The sequence below is a fragment of the Micromonospora sp. NBC_01796 genome (assembly GCF_035917455.1).
Classification (GTDB): Bacteria; Actinomycetota; Actinomycetes; order Mycobacteriales; family Micromonosporaceae; genus Micromonospora_G.
The window spans coordinates 4094792-4117665 of record NZ_CP109078.1 but is presented as its reverse complement, the minus strand read 5'-3'; the positions used below and the strand labels follow the sequence as shown (position 1 = coordinate 4117665).

At 71.6% G+C, this 22874-nt stretch carries 22 protein-coding genes, 1 pseudogene and 1 riboswitch; of the genes and pseudogenes, 10 read left to right on the top strand and 13 right to left on the bottom strand.

What is annotated here, in order from left to right; genetic code table 11:
* Positions 1 to 86: 86 nt before the first annotated feature.
* From OIE47_RS18985 to OIE47_RS18975, 3 genes and pseudogenes are all read left to right on the top strand, one after another.
* On the top strand, positions 87 to 1466 hold the full coding sequence (locus tag OIE47_RS18985; protein ID WP_326562816.1) for a sensor histidine kinase: 1380 nt from the start codon (positions 87 to 89) through the stop codon (positions 1464 to 1466).
* Positions 1454 to 2129, top strand: a pseudogene (locus OIE47_RS18980) (response regulator transcription factor). The gene OIE47_RS18985 and the pseudogene OIE47_RS18980 overlap by 13 nt, the downstream one beginning before the upstream one ends.
* Positions 2130 to 2195: 66 nt before the next feature.
* On the top strand, positions 2196 to 3182 hold the full coding sequence (locus OIE47_RS18975) for a DUF1775 domain-containing protein (RefSeq protein ID WP_326562815.1): 987 nt from the start codon (positions 2196 to 2198) through the stop codon (positions 3180 to 3182).
* Between the two features lie 158 nt (positions 3183 to 3340).
* Here OIE47_RS18975 and OIE47_RS18970 read toward each other — a convergent pair whose 3' ends face one another.
* From OIE47_RS18970 to OIE47_RS18950, 5 genes are all read right to left on the bottom strand, one after another.
* Positions 3341 to 5335 (bottom strand): cytochrome c oxidase assembly protein, encoded by a 1995-nt coding sequence (locus OIE47_RS18970; protein ID WP_326562814.1) that lies wholly within the window; start codon positions 5333 to 5335, stop codon positions 3341 to 3343.
* On the bottom strand, positions 5332 to 5952 hold the full coding sequence (locus OIE47_RS18965; protein ID WP_326562813.1) for a copper resistance CopC family protein: 621 nt from the start codon (positions 5950 to 5952) through the stop codon (positions 5332 to 5334). The genes OIE47_RS18970 and OIE47_RS18965 overlap by 4 nt, the downstream gene beginning before the upstream one ends.
* A 77-nt stretch (positions 5953 to 6029) precedes the next feature.
* Positions 6030 to 6944, bottom strand: coding sequence for a cation diffusion facilitator family transporter (locus tag OIE47_RS18960; protein WP_326562812.1), 915 nt, complete (start codon positions 6942 to 6944; stop codon positions 6030 to 6032).
* 146 nt (positions 6945 to 7090) lie between these two features.
* Complete coding sequence (locus OIE47_RS18955; RefSeq protein WP_326562811.1) at positions 7091 to 8425, bottom strand: hypothetical protein; 1335 nt, start codon at positions 8423 to 8425, stop codon at positions 7091 to 7093.
* Positions 8422 to 8829 carry a hypothetical protein gene (locus OIE47_RS18950; protein ID WP_326562810.1) on the bottom strand — a complete coding sequence of 136 codons (408 nt, stop codon included), beginning with the start codon at positions 8827 to 8829 and terminating at the stop codon, positions 8422 to 8424. The genes OIE47_RS18955 and OIE47_RS18950 overlap by 4 nt, the downstream gene beginning before the upstream one ends.
* 55 nt (positions 8830 to 8884) lie before the next feature.
* Here OIE47_RS18950 and OIE47_RS18945 point away from each other — a divergent pair, with 55 nt between their 5' ends.
* The 3 genes from OIE47_RS18945 (at position 8885) to OIE47_RS18935 (ending at position 11774) form a co-directional block, all read left to right on the top strand.
* Complete coding sequence (locus OIE47_RS18945; RefSeq protein WP_326562809.1) at positions 8885 to 9751, top strand: copper resistance CopC family protein; 867 nt, start codon at positions 8885 to 8887, stop codon at positions 9749 to 9751.
* A gap of 189 nt (positions 9752 to 9940) precedes the next feature.
* Positions 9941 to 10071: riboswitch (cyclic di-AMP (ydaO/yuaA leader) on the top strand.
* Between the two features lie 3 nt (positions 10072 to 10074).
* On the top strand, positions 10075 to 11085 hold the full coding sequence (locus OIE47_RS18940; protein ID WP_326562808.1) for a coiled-coil domain-containing protein: 1011 nt from the start codon (positions 10075 to 10077) through the stop codon (positions 11083 to 11085).
* 173 nt (positions 11086 to 11258) lie between these two features.
* Positions 11259 to 11774 (top strand): MarR family winged helix-turn-helix transcriptional regulator, encoded by a 516-nt coding sequence (locus OIE47_RS18935; protein WP_326562807.1) that lies wholly within the window; start codon positions 11259 to 11261, stop codon positions 11772 to 11774.
* A gap of 50 nt (positions 11775 to 11824) precedes the next feature.
* Here the strand turns inward: OIE47_RS18935 and OIE47_RS18930 are convergent, their stop codons facing one another.
* Positions 11825 to 12511: a hypothetical protein gene (locus tag OIE47_RS18930; RefSeq protein ID WP_326562806.1), complete on the bottom strand. Its 687-nt coding sequence runs from the start codon at positions 12509 to 12511 to the stop codon at positions 11825 to 11827.
* A gap of 204 nt (positions 12512 to 12715) precedes the next feature.
* Between OIE47_RS18930 and manD the strand changes: the two genes are divergently transcribed.
* Complete coding sequence (manD, locus tag OIE47_RS18925) at positions 12716 to 13927, top strand: D-mannonate dehydratase ManD (protein WP_326562805.1); 1212 nt, start codon at positions 12716 to 12718, stop codon at positions 13925 to 13927.
* A 28-nt stretch (positions 13928 to 13955) separates the two neighbouring features.
* Here the strand turns inward: manD and OIE47_RS18920 are convergent, their stop codons facing one another.
* The 6 genes from OIE47_RS18920 to OIE47_RS18895 form a co-directional block, all read right to left on the bottom strand.
* Positions 13956 to 15212: an erythromycin esterase family protein gene (locus OIE47_RS18920; RefSeq protein ID WP_326562804.1), complete on the bottom strand. Its 1257-nt coding sequence runs from the start codon at positions 15210 to 15212 to the stop codon at positions 13956 to 13958.
* A gap of 8 nt (positions 15213 to 15220) precedes the next feature.
* Entirely contained in the window at positions 15221 to 15631 is a 411-nt protein-coding gene (locus OIE47_RS18915; protein WP_326562803.1) for a hypothetical protein, read from the bottom strand.
* Between the two features lie 236 nt (positions 15632 to 15867).
* Entirely contained in the window at positions 15868 to 16698 is an 831-nt protein-coding gene (gene erm / locus OIE47_RS18910) for an ErmE/ErmH/ErmO/ErmR family 23S rRNA (adenine(2058)-N(6))-methyltransferase (RefSeq protein WP_326562802.1), read from the bottom strand.
* Positions 16699 to 16843: 145 nt separating this feature from the next.
* Positions 16844 to 16972 carry a hypothetical protein gene (locus OIE47_RS18905; protein ID WP_326562801.1) on the bottom strand — a complete coding sequence of 43 codons (129 nt, stop codon included), beginning with the start codon at positions 16970 to 16972 and terminating at the stop codon, positions 16844 to 16846.
* Between the two features lie 90 nt (positions 16973 to 17062).
* Positions 17063 to 17968 (bottom strand): Gfo/Idh/MocA family protein, encoded by a 906-nt coding sequence (locus tag OIE47_RS18900; protein ID WP_326562800.1) that lies wholly within the window; start codon positions 17966 to 17968, stop codon positions 17063 to 17065.
* A 67-nt stretch (positions 17969 to 18035) separates the two neighbouring features.
* The gene (locus OIE47_RS18895) at positions 18036 to 18752 is read right to left on the bottom strand and encodes a hypothetical protein (protein WP_326562799.1); all 717 of its coding nucleotides are present in this window, start codon (positions 18750 to 18752) and stop codon (positions 18036 to 18038) included.
* Positions 18753 to 18897: 145 nt separating this feature from the next.
* On the opposite strand from OIE47_RS18895, the gene OIE47_RS18890 reads away from it, so the two are divergent.
* Together OIE47_RS18890 and OIE47_RS18885 are read left to right on the top strand one after the other, a co-directional pair.
* Positions 18898 to 19317 carry a hypothetical protein gene (locus tag OIE47_RS18890; RefSeq protein WP_326562798.1) on the top strand — a complete coding sequence of 140 codons (420 nt, stop codon included), beginning with the start codon at positions 18898 to 18900 and terminating at the stop codon, positions 19315 to 19317.
* Positions 19318 to 19399: 82 nt separating this feature from the next.
* Positions 19400 to 19762, top strand: a complete 363-nt coding sequence (locus OIE47_RS18885; protein ID WP_326563158.1) for a hypothetical protein — start codon at positions 19400 to 19402, stop codon at positions 19760 to 19762.
* A gap of 6 nt (positions 19763 to 19768) precedes the next feature.
* Here OIE47_RS18885 and fabG read toward each other — a convergent pair whose 3' ends face one another.
* Positions 19769 to 20527: a 3-oxoacyl-ACP reductase FabG gene (fabG, locus tag OIE47_RS18880; RefSeq protein ID WP_326562797.1), complete on the bottom strand. Its 759-nt coding sequence runs from the start codon at positions 20525 to 20527 to the stop codon at positions 19769 to 19771.
* A 312-nt stretch (positions 20528 to 20839) separates the two neighbouring features.
* Here fabG and OIE47_RS18875 point away from each other — a divergent pair, with 312 nt between their 5' ends.
* Positions 20840 to 22858 carry a DUF7657 domain-containing protein gene (locus tag OIE47_RS18875; protein ID WP_326562796.1) on the top strand — a complete coding sequence of 673 codons (2019 nt, stop codon included), beginning with the start codon at positions 20840 to 20842 and terminating at the stop codon, positions 22856 to 22858.
* The last annotated feature ends 16 nt before the right edge of the window (positions 22859 to 22874 follow it).

Here is a 22874-nt window from a genome sequence, read left to right as displayed (position 1 = left end):
CTCCCATTCGGGGTAGGGCTGGCCATACCCGAGGTCTAGCCTCAGACGGATGTATCCACCGATGGCCGACCGTTAGCGTCGATTCCGTGCTTCCCGACAGAGAAACCGCGGTCATCGAACGACAATCCACACTCGACAGCATCTCCCGAACCCCGCTGGAATCGGTTGGGCGTCGGCGATTCCTGATCGGCGCCTGGCCGTGGCGGTCGCTGGCCTATCTGCTCACCACGGCGCCGCTGGTCGCCGCCGTGGGGTTGCCGTCGCTGGTGCTCGGCTTCCCCTGGCTGATCGCGCTCCGCCGGGTCACCACCGGTGAATTCCAGCCACTGGGCACCCTGCTGATGACCGTACTGGTCGGAGCGGTGCTGGTGGCGGCGTTCGGGCCGCTGGTGGCGATGCCGGTGGCGGCGGTGGAAAGGCGCCGGCTGCGACTGGTCGACACCGGGCCGCCGGTGGTCGTCCACCACCCGCCGATCGCCCCCGGACCGTGGCCCTGGCTGCGCCACCGGTACGCCGAGGCGACCACTTGGCGGGCAGTGGGCTACACGTTCCTGCTCGTCACCGCCGTCCCGGTGCTGTACGGCGCGGTCCTCGCCGTACCGGTGCTGATCGTGACCCTCGTGGCCAGCCCGTTCCTGGTCGGGCAGGACGTCGGCCCGGTGTCGCTCGGGTTCGACACGGTCGACTCGGTCGGAGACGCGCTGCGGTACGCGGTCGCCGGCCTGCTCCTGCTGCCCTCGGTGCCGTACCTGCTCGCGGTCCTGGCCGGCGCGCACGGCGCGGTCGCCCGGTTGCTGTTGCACGACGGCGGTGGCGGCACCGGGGAGCAGCTGCGGGCGGAGCTGGTCGAGGTCGCCCGGTCGCGGGCCCGGCTGGTGGACGCGTTCGACTCCGAACGTCGCCGAATCGAGCGCGACCTGCACGACGGTGCCCAGCAACGGCTGGTCAGCCTCACCCTGCAACTCGGCCTCGCCCGGCTCGACCTGCCCGCCGACTCACCTGCGGCCGGCACCCTGGCCACCGCGCACGAGCAGGCCAAACAGGCCATGGTCGAGCTACGGGAGATCGTCCACGGCATCCACCCGCAGATCCTCACCGAACGCGGGCTGCCGGCCGCGCTGAGCGAACTCGCCGATCGGTGTTCGATTCCCGTAACCGTCCGCTGTGAACCGTCCGGGCGGCTGCCCGGGCAACTGGAGGCGGCGGTCTACTTCGTGGTCGCCGAGGCGCTCACCAACGCGGCCAGGCACAGCGGCGCGACCGAGGTTTCGGTGACCGTGGAACAGCGGGCCGGGCGGGTGGTCGTACAGGTCGGTGACGACGGTCGGGGCGGGGCCGACCCGAACCGGGGCACCGGGCTGACCGGGCTGGCCGACCGGGTCGCCGTGGTCGGCGGGCGGATGCTGCTCTCCAGCCCGGCCGGCGGGCCGACCCTGCTCCGGGTGGAGCTGCCGTGTCCCCGGTGACCAGGGTCGTCCTCGCCGAGGACGGGGTGCTGCTCCGGGAGGGGCTGGTCGGGCTCCTGCACCGCTTCGGGTTCGCGGTGGTCGCGGCGGTCGGCGACGCCGAGACCCTGGTCGCGGCCGTCGCCGAGCACGCACCGGACCTGGTGGTGACCGACGTACGGATGCCGCCCGGCTTCACCGACGAGGGGCTCCGGGCGGCGGTACGGCTGCGCCGCACCCGTCCGGACCTGGCCGTGGTCGTGCTCAGCCAGTACGTCCGGCTCGGCTACGCCGCCGAGCTGCTCGACTCCGGCGACGGCCGACGGGTCGGCTACCTGCTGAAGGACCCGGGTGGTCGACGTCGCCGAGTTCGTCGGCATGCTGCGCCGGATCGTCGACGGCGACACCGTGGTAGACCCCGAGGTGGTACGGCAACTGCTGCGCCGCCGTCGCGACCCGCTCGCCCGACTCTCCGTACGCGAACGGGAGGTGCTCGGCCTGATCGCCGAGGGGCGGTCGAACGCCTCGATCGCGAGGACACTGGTCGTCTCGGAGGCGGCGGTCGGCAAGCACGTCGGCAACATCCTCGGCAAGCTCGACCTCCCCCCGACCGAGGACACCAACCGTCGGGTCCTGGCGGTGCTGGCGTACCTGGGCAGCGATACCGATCTGCCGGTGGATTGAACCTTTCCGGTCCCGCCTGCGAACTACCAGGATGGGGCACGGGTACGGGTCGAAGGAGGGTCGCTGATGACAGGATCGGTACGAGCCGGAAGAACAACAGCGGTACGGGCCGCGCTGCTGGGCGCCCTGCTCGCCGGTGTGCTCGGGGGCGGGGCGGCGTTCGCCGTACCGGCGGCGGCGGATGTGACCGTGACCCCGGCTCAGGCGTACCGGGGTGACGCCGCGAAGCTCACCTTCCGGGTTCCGGACGAGCGTGCCGGGGCGTACACCACCCGGGTCGAGTTGCGGCTGCCCGAGTCGGCGCCGGTCGCCGAGGTGTACCCGATGTCGGTGCCGGACTGGGGACCGACCACCACCACCCGCCCGCTCAACCAGCCGCTCGGTGGCATCCACCACGGCGCGGTGACCGAGGTGACCTCGGCGATCATCTGGACCCGTACGGCACCGCCCGCCGCGCCGGGTGTCGCCGAGCTGGTGGTCTCCCTGGGACCGATGCCCGACACCGAGCAGCTCGTCTTCGACGTGACCCAGACCTACTCGGACGGTACCCAGGTGCGGTGGAGCACCCCGCCCGGCTCGGCCGCTGCCGCCGGCACCGGTCCGGCACCCGTGGTCGCCCTGCTGGCTCCGGCCGCTCCCCCACCCGCCGCACCCGGTGCGGCCCCCGACGCGGAGGACGGCACCGGGGCCACCGCCAGCGACGACGTCGCCACCGACCGTTTCTCGGACGTGTTGCGGGTCGGGCTGCTGATCGCCCTGCTCATCACCGCCGCGCTCGCCGGTGCCGCCATCGCCCGCCGCCGCCAACCCGAGCCCGCACCGGACCCGGAACCCGCCGCCCCGACCCCGGCCGCCACCCCGGCTGCCGCTTCGACCACCGAGTCCGCCACACCCACCGCACCTGCCGACCCCACCGCACCCGCCGCGACAACGTCCGACCCGTCAACCACCGAACCGTCAACCACCGAACCCGAACCCGAGCCCGCCGAGGCGACCTCGGCAGGGTCGGCGCCGGCCTCGGGCACCCCCACCCGCTGGCGCCTCCGCTCCTGACCGCCCCTACACGCCCCCGCACTCCTCCACGCACGCACGCACGCGGATCGACGCACTTTCACTGAAAGAGTGGTTATCCCACGCCGAATAACCACTCTTTCAGTGAAAGTGCGGGTTCGCGGCGGACACGGCGTCACGTTGACGGACGCGGGCGGGGGCTATGCGGGAGTGGACGGCGGGCGGGCGCGGCGCCAGCGGACGGCGAGGGTGGCCAGGACGGCAAGGAGAGGAAGACTGCCGAGCGACCAGAGCAGACGACCGGCGTTCTGCTGGTCGACCAGGGGCGGGTCACCCCAGAGACGGGCCAACGCGGTGGACCAGTCGGCGGCGAGCAGGGTGTCCGAGCCGGCGAGGACCAGCCCGAGGGCAACCTGCGACACCACCAGCAGCAGTACGGCCAACAGCCGCTCCGGGTAGCCCGCGCGGCGTGGCACCGGGTCGGTACCGAGCACCACCCAGAAGAAGAGCCAACCGGTGGCCAGGAAGTACCCGACCATGACCAGGTGGGCGGCGTGTGACCGCAGGGTCTGGTCGTAGATCCCGGTGTAGTAGAGCGGGAAACCCGTCCCGGCGAGCAGGATCGCCGCCACCACCGGCCGGGTCAGCAGCAATCCGGTACGGGACGCCCCGGCTCCCCGTAGCCATTCCCGTACGCCCGGCCAGCCGGGGGTGACGGATGTCGGCAGCACCTGTCGGGCCAGGGTGAGCGGGGCGCCGAGCACGAGCAGGATCGGCGCGACCGTGGTCAGCAGCAGTTGCTGGAGCAGGTGCACGCTGAACAGCAGGGGGGCGTACCGGGCCAGGCCGCTGGAGGTGGCGACCACGATCACCGCACAGCCGAGCAGGAACGTGGCCGTACGCCACACCGGCCACTGCCCGCCCGTACGCCGGAGCCGGGCCACCGCACCCAGGTAGTAACCGGCGATGGTGAGCGCGACGGCGATCAGGACCGGTTCGGGCAGCCACTCGCCGAGCAGCCGGGCGGCGTCGGGGGCCGCCGGCAGCGGGTAGCCGAGCAGGGCCTGCGCGATGCTCTCCTCGGGTTCACCGGGCACCGGCGCCGGGGTCCGGGACAGGGCCACGGCCGTGCCCATCGCGGCGGCGAAGATCAGCACCTCCACCGTGGCGATCCGGATGAACCGGCTCCGGTCGCCGTCGAGCAGACCGGGCAGCGCGCCGCGCCGTTGCCACCAGCCGGCGGCGGCGAGCGCACCGAGCAGGAGGGTCTTGAGCAGGACGAGCTGGCCGTACCGGGTGTCGACGAGGGCGCCGAGGCCGGGCAGCCGCACGTACGCCGAGACCAGGCCGGAGGCGGCGACCAGGACCAGGCAGCCGGCGGCGAGCGGGGAGAACCGGCGTACGGCGATGGCCAGTTGGTCGGTCCTGGCGCGACCGGTCAGCGCCAGGGCCAGCAGCCCACCGGCCCAGACCGCCACCGGTACGACGTGCAGCAGCAGCCCGGAGACCGCGAGTTTGTGGTTGCTGGCCGCGGCGGCGTGCCCGGTGAAAACCGGCGGCACCATCGCCAGTACGGCGAGCAGGAGCGCGACACCGGCGGTTCGTGGGGTGAGCGCGGCCCGGCAGATCAGGAAGATCGCCCCGGCCAGCCAGCCGGAGAGGGCCAACGCCTGCCCGAGCTGGACGGTGGTGGCGAAGTTGACGACCGAGGTGACCGACACCGCCTCGGCGATCGGCAGGCCGAGCACGTCGGCGAGGGTGAGGCAGAGCGCGGCGACACTGGCGAGGCACCAGCCGAGCGCGGACCAGGCCGCCGCCCGGACCCGCCGGTAGCCGGTGGCGGAGAGGCCACCTCCGGCGGCACGGGCCGAGAGCAGCACCGCCGCGAGCAGCAGGCCGACGGTGACAACCGCACCGACCTGCATGCCGAGCCGGGCGATGGGCAACGCCCACGGGGTGATCGGGCCGGCGTCGGCGAGGCCGGGGAGGATCTCCCGGCGGGTGGCTCCCCCGTACGACAGCAGTGCGGCCAGCGCCCCGACGGCGACCAGCAGCCCGGCGGCGGCGACCGGCCACCCGCCGGGGTGGGCCGGGCCGGGCCCGGCCGTGGCGGTGGGGCGGTCGGTGGTGCCGACGACGGGGTCGGGCCCATCCACGACCGGTGTGCCCACGGCCGGCTGGTCCGGGCCGGTCACGGCTGGGTGGTCCGGCGGCGCCGGATGAGCAGGAAGCCGGTGCCGATCGCCAGCACGGCGACGCCGGCAAGCAGCAGACCCGGTACGAGGCTGCCCCCACCTTCGGTGGTGGACTCGTCCCCGGCGAGTTCACCCGGCAGCTCGTCCGAGGGGGACGCCGTCGCCCCGGCGGGTGCGGCGGTCGGGTCCGGCCCGGTCGACGGTTGGGTCGCCGCCGAGGGGCTCACCGGTGCGGTGGCGGGCGGCGGCGCGGTCACGGTGAAGGTGAGTTTGCCGCTGACCGGGTGACCGTCGACCGACACCACCCGGTACGCCACCGTGTAGTCGCCCGCGTCGAGCGGCTGCCGGAGCCGCTGCACCGCGCGGGGTCCGGTCACCTCCGGCTGGCCGGTGCCGACGGCCGCACCGGCCTTGTCGGTCACCGCGACGGTGGTGAACTTGGGGTTGAGGCGTTCGGCGAAGTCGAGCACCACCTCGGCCGGCGCGCTGGCGAGCTGGGCGCCCTTGGCCGGGTTGCTGGCACGCAGCTCGTTGTGCGCCCAGGCGGGCGCCGGCACGGCCGTGAGTACGGCGGCACAGGCGACGGCGATGACGGCAAGCGGGCGGAACACTCGCATCCAGCTCAACTCCCAACGGCGATGGCAGACAGCCCCCACGGGTAGTCGTGCCGGACGGCCGGATGGTTCCCGCCGAGTCACCAGTGGCTGTCCTGGCACAACCGGGCCGAGGTTAGCGGCTCGACCTGAAGAGTCGCATGGTCGATGCCGAAGCTCTCGTGCAGCCGTTCCCGGGCGGCGGTGAGCACCCGGCCGACCTCGGCACCGGGATCGAGGCTGAGGTGGGCCGAGACGACGTCCATGCCGGAGGTCAGCGTCCACACGTGCAGGTCGTGTACGTCGCAGACCCCGGCGACGCCGGCCAGGGTGGTGCGTACCTCGGTCACGTCGACGTGCGGCGGGGCGGCCTGGACCAGGACCCGGATCGCGGCCCGGGCGAGTTGCCAGGTGCGCGGCAGGATGAACAGACCGACCGCCACCGCGACCACCAGGTCGGCGTAGAGCCACCCGGTGAACGTGATGATGACTGCGGCGACGATGACGCCGACCGAGCCGAGCAGGTCGCCGAGCACCTCGAGGTACGCCCCGCGAACGTTCAGGCTCTCCTTGGCTCCGGAGCGCAGCAGCAGGAAGGCGACGATGTTCGCCAGCAGGCCGCCGACGGCGACGACGAGCATCGGTCCGGCGGCGACCTCGGGCGGGTCACCGAACCGGCGTACGGCCTCGACCAGGACCGCGATCGCCACCCCGAAGAGGAGTACGGCGTTGCCGAGGGCGGCGAGGACCTCCAGCCGGTAGAGGCCGAACGTCCGTTGGGTGTCGAGGCGGGCGCGGCTGGCGGCGGTGATCGCGGCCAGGGCCATGCCGATGCCGAGCACGTCGGTGAACATGTGGCCGGCGTCGGAGAGCAGGGCCAGTGAACCGGTCAGCCAGGCGGCGACGGCTTCGACCAGCATGAACACCGTCAGTACGGCAAGCGCGGCCCAGAGTGGGCGGCGGTGCTTCTCGCCTGCCCTGAGCATGTGACCGCCGTGGTCGTGGCCTGCACCCATGGGTCGCCCTCCCTCGTCGCCGCGCCGTCTCCCACAAAGTATGCGTACATCGCTATGTGTGCAAGTCAGAAGTGGGACTCATTGCCAGCTTCGATCGATTCGGGCGGTGACGGGCCGGAAAGCGACAGGAAGGGGCCGGTGGCGGGTCAGCCGGCGAAGAGCAGGAGCAGGCCGGCGATCGTGTAGCCGACCATCAGCACCAGCAGCGGCACCTGCGCGGCGATCGCGGACCGGCCGGGGAACAGCACCAACGCCCGGTCGTGGCTGAGCACGGTGCCGAGCAGGTGCCCGAGCACGATCAGCGTGACCTGCAACATGGCCACCCCGGTCGGGGTGACCAGGGCCGCGCTGACCGACCAGTCCGCCGTACCCAGCCAGTTGGCGTCCCCGGTGGCGAGCGGGTCGGAGAGCAGCGCGACGGTCCGCTGCCCCTCCAGGACCAGCAGCGAGTAGTAGTGCGCGAGCACGTACCCGACCGCGATCGGCACGATGCAGTGGGCGATCTCGGCCGCCACGTCTGCCGGCCGCACGCCCGGTGCCAGCTTCGCCGCGATCAGGCAGGTGAGGCCGTACGCGGCCAGCACCAGGCCGATCAGCACCAGCATCCCGACGGTGTTGGTGAGCACCGCCGGCAGTTGCGTGTTCTGCACGAACCGGAACCACGCGGGGGCGTTGGAGAGGCTGTCGAACAGGGTGGAGCCGAGCAGGACGACCACCACCGCGGTGAGTCCCGGAGCCGGGGCGAGCCCGCTCATCCCCTCCAGCGGGTTGCGCCAGACCAGCACCCCGTCGTCGCGACGGCCGACCACCGCCAGCCGGCCGACCAGGTCGCTGTACACCTCGAAGGCGTCGCCCCGGTCGAAGAACCCGACCCCGAACACGGCCGCCCCCACCAGCATCAGCAGCGCGTACGCGACCAGCCAGGTGCGGATGACCGGGACGGTGGCCCGGTCCGGCGCGACGAGTTCCAGCCAGACGAACGCCAGCAGGCCGAGCGCCGCCGGCCAGTAACCCAGCCGCGACGGTAGCGCCAGCGGCCCCCGACGCGGATCCCGCCGGAGCAGCGCCGCAGCGAGCAGATAGGCCGTACGCAGGGGATTCAGCGCCCGCCACACCGGTCCGAACAGCAGCGAGGCGGGCACCAGCCCGACCCAGAACAGCACGTAGAACAGCCCGGCGGTGGGGTTGCGGTCGACGTCCGGGCCGAAGAAGAGCCCGATCGCGAAGTAGCCCGCGAACACCAGTCCCAGGATCCGCAGGATCCACTGCCAACCGGCCGAGTCGACCAGCCGGGCGGCCCGGTCCGGCAGCGGCCGACCCGCCTCGGCGTCACCCAGCCTCGGCTCCCGCCAGAACGCGCCCAGCACCACGAACGAGATGACCAGGGCCAACGCCGCACCCGTCACCGCGTACGCGAACGGGATGGGCAGGTCCTGCCGCCCGCCGACCCCGTGGGCCAGCAGTTCGGGGACCGTCCTCATCGGACCAGTAGCTGGAACAGCAACACGCCCGACTCGTGCGTCTCGACCTCGAACAGGCCGTCCATGTCCGCCACGAACTCGACCGTGGCCGGCTGGCCCGCGGGCAGTTCCGCGCCGACCTCGTACCCGTGCACGTGCACCCGGTCCGGAACGTCGCTGGTCACGGTGATCCGGACGGACTGGCCCTTCTTCGCGTCCACCCGGCCCGGCTGCGGCTCGGACCGGCCCTCGGTGATGGTGATGGCCACCTCGACCGGCGCGCTGGAGTCAACCGGTTCGTCGGTGGACCCGCATCCGGTGCCCGCGACGGCCAGCAGGACGGCACCGGTCAGTGCGGCCAGTGCACGGCGACGGCCGATAGAGGGCATCATCAACATCTCCCCGGTCAGCCGGTCCCGTGACATCGGGAAGCGACTGTAGCGTCTTGCCGGGCACAGCGGAAGCCACCATGATGGGCCGATGCGATCGACCCGGCTGGTTACCGTCCGCGCGGCATGCCGCCTGTTCGCCGTTGTTCTCGGCGCCACGATCGCCCTCGCGGTGGCCGGATCACCGGCGTCCGCACACGGTCAGCTCGCCGTCTCCAACCCGGTTGCCGGCGCCACGCTGTCCCAACCGATGCAGTCGTTGGAGCTGTACTTCACCGAGGCTCCGGCGGCCAACGCCTACTTCACCGTCACCGCGCCGAGCGGCGTACGGGTCGACGCCGGTTGGCGGCCCGGCCCGGACAAGCGGCTCGACCGCCCGGTGACCGAGCTGAACCTGGTCAACGGCAAGTGGGAGCCGAAGCTCTACCACACCGGATTCTCGGCGTTCGTCCAGGTTTCGCACTGGCCGGAGAAGGGCGAGTACACCGCCAGTTACCTGTCGGTGGCCTCGGACCGCGAGCCCGTACGCGGAACGGTGAAGTTCTCCTACTCCGGGGCGCCGACCCGCGCGCCGCAGGGCTGGAGCGCACCGACGAACGCCGCCGACCCGGCACTGCTCGCCCTGGCCGAGAACCCGGACAGGCCGGCGTCGAGCAATCCCGGTGCCGGCAACACCGTCGCACCCGCGTCGCCGGTGCCGGACAACGCCAGTGGCGCCTCCGACGACGGCAGCCCGATGGTCTGGTTGCTGCCGGTGCTGCTGCTGGTCGGGGTGATTGTCATCGTCGCCCTGGCGATCCGGCCGCGACGTACGGCCAGAATCAACACCGGTCCGGCGAACCGTGGGCGGCCCGTCACCACCGCGGCGGCCAGACGTGCGGCGGCGGCCCGGAAAGCCGCGGCCGGCAACCAGTCGGCGGGAAAGGCGCAGCCGTCGCGCAAACGCGGCAACCGCTGATCGGCGATCGCTGATTCGACAATCGGCGCCATCACCATTACAGCGGGTATCCATGTTGGCCGGAACCGCGAATAATAACCGAAAGTTGTTGTCCCATAACGCTTTTCGTACCGGATGGGCATGCCCATCGGGACGCGTCACACGGTAAGATTCTTCGCGGTCAACGCCAATCGGCGCCAACCGGTGCCGGCGGGACCGTCGCCTAATCGTCCTGGACGAACCGGGGAACCGAGTACGTGGGGTGAATCCGCAACAGCGGTAGGGATCACTTCCATCCCGAACCCGTCAGCTAACCCGGTCGGCGACCAACGGAAGGATCCTGCATGACGGCACCCCTCCGCCGATGGTTCACGCCTGCCCTGACCCTGGTCACCACCGTGCTCATGGTGGCGCCGTTCTCGGTCCCGGTGCAGGCCGCGCCGGCAACGCCGGCCCCGGCGGCCGAGTCCGACAACCAGTTGCTGAGCGAGGTACTGGAGGCGACCGGCCGGCGTTTCGCCGACGCCAAGGCCGCTCTCGACGCCTCGAAGAAGCGTCAGGCCGTCCTGGCCACCGAGCTGGCGAAGGCCGAGACCCAGATCGAGGAGCTGACCCCCCAGGTCACCGAGATCGCCGCCCGTTCCTACCGCACCGGCAAGCTGGGCGCGGTATCGGCGCTGCTCAACAGCGCGTCCCCGGACTCCTTCCTGGATCGGGCCGTCGCGCTCGACGAGATGAACGCGGTCAACGACCAGAAGCTGCACGAGCTCAACACCGCCCAGGAGTTGGTCGAACGCGCCAAGGCCCTGGCCGACGCCGAGGTCAAGGAGCAGGAGAAGCAGCAGGCCGTGATGGCACGGCAGAAGCAGGACGCGGAACGCTCCCTCGCCCTGGTCGGCGGCAAGAAGCTCACCAACGGCTTCGTCAACGCCAGCTCGCCGGTGGCCAAGGCGGCCCCGCGTACGGCCAGTGGCGGTTGGCCGAAGGAGTCGTGCAACAAGGACGACCCGACCACCAGCGGCTGCGTCACCCCGCGCACCCTGCACGCGTACAACGAGGTGAAGAAGGCGGGCTTCAACCGGTTCGTCGGCTGTCACCGCAACGGTGGTCCGTTCGAGCACCCGAAGGGCCGCGCCTGCGACTGGTCACTACTGAACAGCGGGTTCGCCTCCGCGCGTACGCAGGACCAGCGGCTGTACGGCAACAACCTGACCGCGTTCCTGGTCCGCAACGCGGACCGGCTCGGCATCCTCTACGTGATCTGGTACAAGCAGATCTGGTTCCCCGCCACCGGCTGGAGCTCCTACAGCGGCGAAAGCGACCACACCGACCACGTACACATGTCCATGCTCTGACCCGCTCCACGCCGCGTCGATCTAGGGCAAATGGGTGTTTGTTGATCTCTATCCACCCCCATTTGCCCTAGATCGACGCGGCGTGGAGCGGGGAGGGCGAGGGGGGCGGGGGGAGAGGCGGGGGGAGAGCTTGAGGTGGGGTGACGTGTCATCCTGGCGGGTATCATGAGCGGGTGGCGGCGAACGGGGAGCGGTGGCTCAGTGAGCGGGAGCAGCGTGCCTGGCGTTCCTTCATCACCATGCAGATGGAGTTGCAGAGCAAGCTGAACCGGCAACTGCTCGCCGACACCGGCCTCTCCGAGAGCGACTACGCCGTCCTGGTCCACCTCAGCGAGGCCCCCGAGGGGCGGCTGCGGATCTTCCAGCTCCGGGGCCACCTCCAGTGGGAGAAGACCCGCCTCACCCACCACCTGGGGCGGATGGCCCGGCGCGGACTGGTCGACCGGGAGCCCTGCGTGACCGACCCGCGGGGCGCGTTCATCCAGATCACCGAGACCGGCCTGGCGGAGATCACCAGAGCGGCGCCGAAGCACGTGTCGCACGTACGGCGCCTGGTGGTCGACGTACTCACCCCGGAGCAACTCGACACCCTCGGGGAACTCTCCGACGTCATCCGGGCCGCATTCGACGCCGAGCCCTGCGACGCCGACACCGAGGACGACCCGCAGCGGGTGCCCTGCGACGAGTGAGACCGGCCCCGAACCGGGGCCGGCCCCACTGAAAGCTGTGCACCACCGCGTCAGGCGCGGTTGAGGACCCAGGTCAGGCCGCTGGCGTCCTTCGGCGTCAGGGTCAGGGTGTTCCCCCCGCACTGGTAACGGCCCTCGCCCAGCAGCGGCTGGATGTCGACCACGTCGCCGCTGCGGCTGGCGCCGTCACCGACGTACTCCGAGATCCTGACGTTCTCGAAGAGCGTGGCCGGCGTCGGCTCGGTCAACCCCACGGTGACCCGGGTGTCGCCCCACTGCAACGGCGGCACCGGGGCCCAGTCGCCGGTGGTGCCGCCACCGGCGCCGGTGCTGACCGTGCCGCTGGCCTTGCCGGCGTAGCTGAACGTGCCGGCGATCCTGGCGTCGCCGAGTTGGGCCTTGAAGGTCACCGGCTTCATCGAGCCGAAGTCGACCGTGGTCTCGCCGTTCGGCCCGATCTTGACCAGTACCCCGTCCCCGCCACCGATGCTGGCGCTGGCCAGTGCCCCGCCGGTCTGCCCGGCGGCCGAGGCGGTACGCCAGTCCCCGGTCACGCAGGACGCCACCGGGCCACCGGTCGCCGGCGCGGCGGTCGCGCTGCCGGACGGCGCCACGGCGCTCGTGCCGCCGGACGGGCTCGGTGTGGCCAGGCCGACGGCTCCCCCTTCGGTGCAGCCGCTCACGGCCAGGCCCAGTCCGGCCAGGGTCGCCACCGCCGCTATCGCCGAAGTACGCATTCGTCCTCCTCCAGTTCGTCCGGGGCGGCTACCCGTCGCGCCGATCGCGGCGCTTCGTCGGGCCCGCGACACCGATCGCGGCGTCACGGGATCCGCCCACCGCTTCTGCTACCCAGAACCGGACATCGACCAAACCGGAAGCCCTACGCTGCCCTGGGGGCCACCACCTCCCCCGCGCCCGTCCCGTCCCCCGGAAGGCACCCCATGAAGATCATCGCCGCCGATGTGTTCGTCACCTGCCCCGGCCGCAACTACGTCACCCTGAAGATCACCACGGATGACGGCCTGGTCGGGTACGGCGACGCCACCCTCAACGGCCGTGAACTCTCCGTCGCGTCGTACCTGCGCGACCATCTCGTCCCGCTGCTGATCGGGCGGGACGCGGCGCGGATCTCCGACACCTGGCAGTACCTGTACCGGGGCGCGTACTGGCGGCGGGGTCCGGTCACCATGACCGCCATCGGTGCCGTCGACGTGGCCCTCTGGGACATCAAGGGCAAGGCCGCCGGCCTCCCGGTCTACCAACTCCTCGGCGGGGCGGCCCGGGACGGGGTCACCGTCTACGGCCACGCCAGCGGCGCCGGGATCGACGAGGCGGTCGCCGACGTCGCCCGGTTCCTGGCCGACGGCTACCGGGCGGTCCGCGTCCAGTCCGCGATCCCCGGACTGACCTCGACCTACGGGATCCGGGTCGGCGGCGGCCTGACCTACGAACCGGCGGCACACGACCGCCCGGCCGAGGACGTCTGGGACACCGCCGCCTACCTCGACTTCGTCCCGAAGCTCGTCGCCGCCACCCGCGAACAGCTCGGTTACGGCTTCCACCTGCTGCACGACGTGCACCACCGGCTCACCCCGATCGAGGCGGCCCGGCTGGGGAAGTCGCTGGAGCCGTACCGGATGTTCTGGATCGAGGACAGCACCCCGGCCGAGGACCAGTCGGCGTTCCGCCTGATCCGGCAGCACACGGTCACCCCGCTCGCGGTCGGGGAGATCTTCAACACCATCTGGGACTGCAAGGACCTGATCTCCGAACGGCTGATCGACTACATCCGTACCTCGGTGCCGCACACCGGCGGGATCACCCACACCAAGCGGGTCTTCGACTTCGCCGACACCTACGGGGTGAAGTCCGGGTCGCACGGTGCCGGCGACATCTCCCCGATCGGCATCGCCGCCGCGCTCCACCTCGACCTGAGCATCCCGAACTTCGGCATCCAGGAGTACATGGACCACCTCGACCCGGCCGGTGAGGTGTTCCACGTCGGTTACCGGTTCGCCGACGGGATGCTGCACCTGGACGACGAGCCGGGCATCGGGGTCCGGTTCGACGAGGAGGCCGCCGCGCGGTACCCGTACACGCCGAGGTACCTGCCGGTGAACCGGCTCACCGACGGCTCGATGCACGACTGGTGAGCCGCCGCCGGGCCGCGCGGGGTCGGCCTCAGAGCCCCGCCGGGTACGTCTCCAGCTCGCCCGGCTCCGCATTGGCCGGCAACTCGTGTACGGCGGTCGTCTGGTCGCACCAGATGAACGCGTCGTACCTGTCCGCCAACCGGGTCGGTACGTAGTTGCCCCACTCCTCGAACGACGGGTCGTAGACCACCCCGATCGCCCGGTGGTCTGCCGTTTCGTTCAGCCAGTCCGGCCGGTCGCCGTGGGAGAGCACGAGCAGTGCCCGTTCGGGCAGCATGCCGTGCATCCGGTCCTCCAGCGAGCCGGGCCGGGCCGGCGGCACGGTCATGGTCTCGGCCGGCGCTCCCCAGCGCGGCGCGGCGACCACCGTTCCCTGGTAGCCGCCGAACCCGATCAGGGACACCGCGTCGTCACCGTGCCGTTCCCGGGCCAACTGACCAATGTTGATCATTCCGGCCTCGGCCATGTCGGTGGCCCGCGCGTCCCCGATGTGGGTGTTGTGCGCCCAGACCACCGCCCGGGTGTCCGGCCCGTACCGCTCCAGCAGCCGGTCCAGCGTGTCCGCCATGTGCGTGTCGCGTACGTTCCACGACTGCGGGCCGCCGGCCACCATCGCCCGGTAGTACCGCTCCGCACCCGCCACCACCTCGGCGTTCTGCCAGGCGGCGAACCGGTCCGCCCCGTCGGAGGCGGCACGGGCCCGGACGGCGGCCAGCAACCGGACCACCTCGTCCTCGCAGCTCGCCGAGACGAACCGGCTGGCCAGCCCGTACTCCTCGACCTGCTGTCCGTACGGCTCGAAGCACCGGTACGCGGCCCGGGCGGCGGCCAGCGCGTCCGGGTCGTCCTCGCCCAGGTAGTCGAAGATCGCCTGCATCGAGTCCCACAGGCTGTACACGTCGAGCCCGTGGAAGCCGACCCGGTCCGGTTCCGCCCGGTCCAGATTCCAGGCCCGCAGCCACCGGCAGAACCTGGCCACCTCCGCGTTGGCCCACATCCAGGTCGGCCAGCGCTCGAACCGCTCCAACGCGACCTGCGGGTCCGCGTCGCTGTCCGGTGCGCCGGTCACCGACCGGTGCACCCGGTCGCAGTCGGGCCAGTCACCCTCGACGGCCACGAAGTTGAACCCGCACTCGGCGATCAGCCGGCGGGTGAACTGCTCCCGGAGCCGGTAGTAGTCGTACCCGCCGTGGCTCGCCTCACCCAGCATCACCACCCGGGCACGGCCGACGTGCTCCAGCAACGGGTCGAAGTCGCCCGGTCCCCCGAGCCGGTGCACCTGCATGCCCGGGGCTACCCGGACGACCGGGCGACAAACCGGGCGCGGCGGCCCGTCAGCACCCGCCGGATCGTGCCCAGGGCCGCCCCGAGCACCGTGGCGGCGGCGAGCAGCAGCAGGTAGCCGCCGCTGCGACCGGTGTGCCAGTGCAGTTCGCCGTACCGGTCGAGCAGGAAGCCGGTGAAGCAGAGGAAGCCGAGCAGGGTCACCGCGACATCCGCCCTCGGGTCCGGTGCCACCGCCGCGAAACCACCGACCGCCACCGCGACAACCAGTAACCGGGCCAGGGGCGCAGACGGCGGGAAGAGCGCGGCGGCCAGGCACGTCGCGGCGACGACCAGCGCCGCCCCACTGCCGAGGCGGATGCCGAACGGTGCCGGCGGGACCCCGCGACGTTCCGTCCGGCCACCGCGTTCCGGGTCCATCGCCGCTCCTTCTGCGTACCTCGGGCCGCCGCGCCCGGCGACCCCACGGACGAGCAAAGCGCGGGCGTACGCCCTGGTGGTGACCGCCTGACGGAGCCCATACGCCGGCCGACAAGATCGCTACGCGGTCCTGACGGCCGGCGCTCCGGCAGTGCCTGCTCCGGCCCGGTCAGTGCCGGTCGGGCGGCCCGGTCACCGGCGACCGGCCGGTCCGGTCAGTGCGTGCTCCCGCCCGGTCACCGGCGACTGGCCGAATGGAGCAGGCGGAAGAGGGTGAGCCACTGCTCCGGCCAGACGTACCCGACCGGGGTGTCGACGGGCAGCCGGGTGGCCCGGCAGGCGGCATCGAGCCGTGCCCTCGGGTAGTGCCGGCGCAGCGACCCGTACAGCGAGCCACCCTCGCCGCCGAAACCCAGCTCGACCAGCCGCCGGTACGCCGGCAGTAGCGCCGGCGCCACCAGCGGGTTGTCCCGCCGGTCGAGCCGCAGGATCCCCGCGTCGACCCGGGGCACCGGACGGAACGCCGACCGGGGCACCCTCCCGCCCAACCGCCACTGGAAGGACGGCCAGGTCAGTACGGTCAGCCGGCTCCACCGGCCGTAGTCACCGGTGCGTTTGCGGGCGTACTCGAGTTGGGTGAGCAGGGTCGCCGAGGTGAGCCGGGGTGCCCGCAGGCACCAGTCGACCATGCCGGAGGTCAACGCCCACGGGATGTTCCCCACCACCGAGAACGGTCGGTCGGGTGCCCTCGCGGCCAGGAAGTCCTCGGCCAGGCAGGTGACGTTCCCCAGCGGGGCGCAGGCCTCGGCCAGCACCGGGACCAGGTACGGGTCGATCTCGTACGCCAGCACCCGGCCGCACTGTTCGGCCAGCGCCCGGGTCAGCACCCCCCGTCCGGCGCCGGCCTCGACCACGAGGTCGTCCGGTCCGGGTCGGGCGGTACGCACGATCTGACTGATCGCCTCCGGATGGTGCAGGAAGTTCTGCGACAGCGCCCGACGGGAGCGGTCGCGTTCGGCTTTCCGTACCGGTTGGTGCGGTTTGTTGACGGATTGGCGAGATGCCACGGCCGGTGTCCTTGTCTGCCGCCACGGTGGAGAAACACCGGGCGGCGATCCGGACAGGCACAACACGAGTCGGGGCCTGTCCGAGCGGGATCTGGACTCGGGTGGCCCTGGGCGTGCGCGGCGAACGCGGCGCAGCGGAGAAAGATCAGGCGGCGGCGGGCTCGTCCTGGCAGGCCAGGGCGGTACGCCGGACTCGCGGGCGGGACGCCGGAAGCGGGCCCCGCGCGGCCGACGTAGCGGCCACGTTGATCAGGGCATGCGTGAACGTGCACATGGCGGCCACGCTAACCAGGGCCGATACACCCGGCAACCGATTTCCGCCGACGGCTCGTCCGGCCGTTCCCGCAGCAGGGATCCCGCCGGCTCAGCCGGGCAGCCGGACCGTACGGCTCTGCCGGCGGGCCGCCTCGGCGGCGTCGAGTACGGCCACCACCTCACGGCCGAACCGGACGTCGCAGAGATTGTCCCGGGCACCCGAGTCGACGTCCTGGACCAACTGGTCCAGCGCCAGCGAGAGCGCCTGTACGGCGGTGCCGTCCCCGCGGGGCACGCTCTCGACGCCGTTCTCGCCGTAGAAGACGAAGTCGAAGGCGCGGGCGGCCGGTGCCGCGTTCAGGGTCAGCGACAGGGTGCTGGTCGCACCGGTGGCGTGGGCGAGCAGCAGGTGGACGGTGTCCCGTGGGCCGTCCAGCGCGGCCACCTGGGTCACCCGGCCGAGCACCGGCACGATGATCGACAGGGCGTGCGGGCCGATGTCCCAGAGCGCACCCCGCTCCCGCCGCCAGGGCGAGGCGCCGTACGGGTTGCCGGGCTCGAAGATCGAGGCGTACATGGTGGCGCGGGCGCCGTACCAGCCGCCGGCCGCGGCGGTCGAGGTGAGGAATCCGGCCACGTTCGCGTGGAACCGGTTGGTGAAGAAGACCAGCGACGCCACCCCGGCCCGTGCGGTGGCGCTGACCACCCGTTCGGCGTCGGGCAGGCTCAGCGCCAGCGGCTTGTCCAGCAGCAGGTGCTTACCGGCGATGGCGGCCTGGACCGCGATGTCCGCCTGGATGTCCGGCGGCAGCGCGACCGCGACCGCGTCGGCCGCCTCGATCAACGCGTCCACGTCGTCGAAGGCCGGTACGCCGTACCGCTGGGCCAGTGCCCTGGTCTTGTCGGGGTCACGGCCCCAGATGCCGGCGAGTTGCGCCTTCGGGTGCGCGGTGAGCGCCGCCGCGTGTGTCTCGGCGGCCCAGTGCCCCGTGCCGAACAGCCCGAACCGTAGCAACGCCGGCTCCTCTCTTCGCCCCGCCCGCCGGGTAGCGCCGGTGTCCGCCCGTACCCGGCCACCGTGGTTAACCTAGCGGACGGGGCGGCGGCTGACGGCGGAAGAGGCGGCGGGTGCTGTGCCGTTGCACGGCGAGCAGGGCCTCGTCGGCCTCGGCCGCGGATTCGGCCGCCTCGTCGACCAGCGCCTCCGCGGCCACCTCGGCGACCCTGGCCGCCTGTTCGGCCCGCCGGACCCCGGCCGCGGCCCGGTCGTGGGCGCGTCTGGCCGCCCCCTGCTCGATCCGGCAGCGTTCGGCCGCCCGCTCCCGCTCCTCCTGCGCCGGGTCCCAGTCCCCGGACCGGCGGAACACCTCACGCAGCTCCTGCACCGAGATGTCCCCGCGCCGGTAGGCCGAGAGCGCCGCCCGCGACACCGCCCGTTCCCGGTCCGCGTCGTCGGGCGCCGCGCCGTCGGTGACCCCGGCCGCCCGCCTGCCGGCGAGCGCCGCCTGCCAGGCCCGGTCGTACGCCTGCTCGACGGTCTCCTGGGCGGTCCAGGCGGCGTCCCTGGCCTGTTCCGCCACCGTCACCTCGGCCCGCGCCAGGACCGCCTGTTCCGCCGCTGCGGCGGCGTCGACCTGGGCCTGGGCGGCGTGGGCGGCCAGTTCGTCGGCCTCCGCGCGCAACCGGGTCAGGTCGGGACGCGGGGTACGGGAATGGTCGGCCAGCACCGCCAGCCCGAGCAGGGCGAGCACGACAAAACCGCCCGCCATCAGCAACGCCCACACGCCCGTCGCGCCCACGCCGTCGCTCCCCACGGTCCGTGTCGCCCAACCGGGGCCCTGGCCCGGAGCCCCACCGGACCCCGGCCGGAGCAGGTACGCCCGCCACCGGTGCCCAACCGGACCGATGATAGACGCGTGTTGATGGCGTGACCAGGGGTGACGGATGGTCGGTGGGCAGGTCGGAGCGGCCGGTGGCGGGCTCACTAGGCTGTCGGGCGTGAACGGCTCCCTGGTGACGGTGACGATCGTGCTCTCACTCGTACTCGCCGGGTGGAGCCTGATCACGACGCTGCGCAACCGGCCGCCGGACCTGACCCACCTGGTCGGCCTGGCGATCGTGGAGGCGAGCCTGCTCGTCCTCGCCGGCCTGGCCCTCGCCGCGTGGGCCGGGGGTGAGCATCCCGGCGAGCCCGGCACCTTCTTCGGTTACCTGGTCACCCTGGTCTGCCTGCCGCCGCTGGCCGGGGTCCTGGCCCGGATGGAACCGACCCGGTGGGGGTCGGTGATCGTGACCGTGGTCTGCCTGGTCATCCCGGTCGTGGTGGTACGGCTCCAGCAGACATGGGAGGTCACCGGTGGCTGAACCGTCGACGGGCACGTCCGGGACCGGGGCATCGACGGCCGAACAGCCGCCGGCCCGGCGTACCAACTCCGGGCCGGGGCGGGTGCTGATCGCGGTCTACATCCTGTTCGCCATCGCCGCCACCTCCCGGGCCACCCTGCAGATCGTGACCAAGTTCCACGAGGCCCCGGTGGCGTACCTGCTCTCCGCGTTCGCGGCGGTGGTCTACATCGTGGCCACCGTGGGGCTGGCCAGGGGCGGTCGCACCGGTCGGCGTACCGCCCTGGTCTGCTGCACGGTGGAACTGGTCGGGGTGCTGGCGGTCGGTGCCACCAGCCTGCTCGACCGGGCCCTGTTCCCGGACGACACCGTCTGGTCCGGCTTCGGCCAGGGGTACGGCTACATCCCGCTGGTACTGCCGGTGCTCGGCCTGCTCTGGCTGCGCCGTACCCGCGAAGCGGTCTGACCGCCGCTAGTCGCGGGGGCCGCCGGCGACGTAGATCACCTGACCGGAGACGAAGGACGCCCCCTCGCTGGCCAGGAACGAGATGGTGTGCGCCACATCCTCCGGTCGACCCACCCGGCGGACCGGGATCTCGGCCGCGCCGAGCCGCTGGAACTCGGCGAACTCGACCCCGATCCGGGCCGCGGTCGCGGCGGTCATGTCGGTCACGATGAAACCGGGGGCGACCGCGTTCGCGGTGACGCCGAACGGGCCCAACTCGATCGCCAGAGTCTTGGTGAAGCCCTGCAGACCCGCCTTGGCCGCCGCGTAGTTCGCCTGGCCCCGGTTGCCCAGGGCGGAGGTGCTGGAGAGGTTGACGATCCGACCCCAGCGCTGCTCGACCATGTACTTCTGGGCCGCCTGGGTGAACAGGAACGCGCCCCGCAGGTGCACACCGAGCACGGTGTCCCAGTCCGCGTCGGTCATCTTGAACAGCAGGTTGTCCCGGAGCACCCCGGCGTTGTTCACCAGGACGGCGGGCGCGCCGAGTTCGGCGGCGATCCGCTCGACCGCGGCCTGCACCTGATCCCGGTCGGCCACGTCGGCGCCGACCGCGAGTGCCCGGCCGCCGGCGGCGACGATCGACTCCACGGTGGCCCCGGCCGCCGACTCGTCGAGGTCGACCACGGCGACGGCCAGTCCGTCGGCGGCGAGCCGCTGGGCGGTGGCCGCGCCGATGCCTCGGGCGGCGCCGGTGACGATGGCGACTCGGGACTGCTCCGACATGTTTACCTCCCGGTAACTTGCGCTCGGTCGGAGGAGCTTAACCCCGGCACCGACCGGATGGGCGCTCCCCGCGAGGCCGGTCGCGCCGGGTCCTCGCGACCGGGCGGGCGGGTGGCGTCGCCCTTCTTGATCAGGCATCATGTGCGGTCGTGATTCACAACGTGCCCGTCCGGAACCGGGTGCCGGCCACCGGTGGTCATGGCGTACCCCACCCGGCCCGCCGGGGTGTGTCTGCACATCACGTACGGAGTTCGCCAGGTCCCTGCCGCTGAGCCGCGAGTACCCCTCGTCCGCAGACACAGAATGGCACCGATGAAAGACAACAATGGTTTCCGTGGCCGGACCCTGCGGCTCGGTGGGAAATTCGTCCGCAGCATCTGGTTCTTCCCGGCTCTGCTCACCGCCGCGTTGCTGCTGCTCACCGCCCTACAGATAAGCGGATCGTCGATCGGGGTCTACCACAGCGTTCTGTACGGCGCGCAGGCGGAGGACACCCACACGCTGTTCAACAATCCGCAGCCGATCCGCTCGGACGAGTTCATCGTCAACACCCAACTCACCATCGCGCAGGATGCCGCCGGGTACCCGAGGATCAACCCGAACATCGGGCAGGGCGAGGACGTCTCGCTGATCGTGGACGTCCCGTACAAAGAGTGGTCGACGGTTTTCAAGCCGCACAACCTGGTGTTCCTGGTGCTGCCGTTCGACAACGCCTTCGCCTTCAAATGGTGGTCGATGGCGTACCTGCTCGTGCTGAGCTGTTACTTCTTCGTGCTCGCTCTGATGCCGAAACGGCGTTGGTTCGCCACCGGTCTCTCCCTGGCGCTGCTGTTCGCCCCGTTCGTGCAGTGGTGGTACCAGTACATCACCCTCGGTCCGCTGTACTACGCACTGTTCGCGGCGACGGTCTTCATTTTCCTGGTCCGTTCGAAACGGCTGCTGCCCAGCATCGCCTGGGGCGTACTGCTGGCCTATCTGTTGACCTGTTTCGCGCTCGTGCTCTATCCGCCGTTCCAGATTCCCTGTGCCCTGGTGGTGGCCGCGTTTGCCGTGGGCTACCTGATCGAACAGGGGCGGTTGCTCCCGCGCCGGCTGCTGCTGCGGCAACTGGGCATCATCGCCGGGTCGCTCGGGGTCGGTGGCGCACTCATCGGTGCCTTCGTCGCGACCCGCATCGGTGTTATCGAAACCGTCCAGAACACCGCGTACCCCGGCCAGCGCCTCATCGAGAGCGGCGGCTTCGATGTGGCGCACACGTTCTCCGGCTCCACCAGCTTCGGCCTCCAGTTCGCGGAGAAGGCCCCGCTCTACCAGGCGCTGTCGAACCAGAGCGAGAACTCGAACTTCCTGCTCGTGTTCCCGTACCTGGTGGTGCCCTCCGTCTTCCTGCTCTACCGGTTGTTCCGCACCCGGCGTGCCACCGACTGGCCGCTGCTGTTCACCGGCATCGCCCTGCTGGGCCTGCTGTCCTGGATGTTCGTGCCCCACCTGGGCCTCGTCGGCAAGCTGCTGTTCCTGGAGCGGGTGCCGCACCCCCGGCTGCTCATCGGCATCGGACTGCTGAGTTTCATCGGGGTGGTCCTGTTCGCCCGGCGGCTGGACGAGGAATTCGCCCGGCGACGGGAGGAGAACCGGTCGGCGCTGCCGGGCCACCGGATCGTCCTCGGCTACACCGCCGTCGTGCTTCTCGTCCAGGTGCTGCTTGGCCTGCACGTGATGGACGCCTATCCGGGCTTCATGAGCGAGCGCGGCCTGCTCATCTCGATCATCCCGATCACGCTGGTCACCTACCTGGTGCTTCGTGGGCGCTTCGCCTGGGGTGCCGCCGTCCTGCTGGTCTTCTCGGTCGGCATGACCGCCCTCATCCATCCGCTCTACCGGGGCACCGACGTGCTGACCCGTACGCCGCTGTCCCAGGCCGTCCGCGCGATCCATGCCGAGGATCCCGGCGCCGTGTGGGCCACGGACGTCGGCAGCATCCAGAACTTCGCGTACATGAACGGCGCCCGGTCGATGACCGGGGTGTACGCGTACCCGCAGCTCGACCTGTGGAAGACCGCGGACGAGACGGGCCAGCAGGAACACGTCTACAACCGGTACGCCCACGTCTGGTTCAACTTCGACCGGGATCCCGCCGTCACGTCACCGACCACCCTGAACCTGCTGACGCCCGACCACTTCGAGGTCAACACCGAGCCGTGCGGAGCGTTCCTGCAACAGCACCAGGTGAGGTACGTCGTCACCGGAACCCCGCTCGACGGGTCGTGCCTGGAACTACGCGAAACGGTCCCCTACCCGACCGCCACGTTCCTCATCTACCGGATACGGTAGCCCGGAGGGGTGTGGA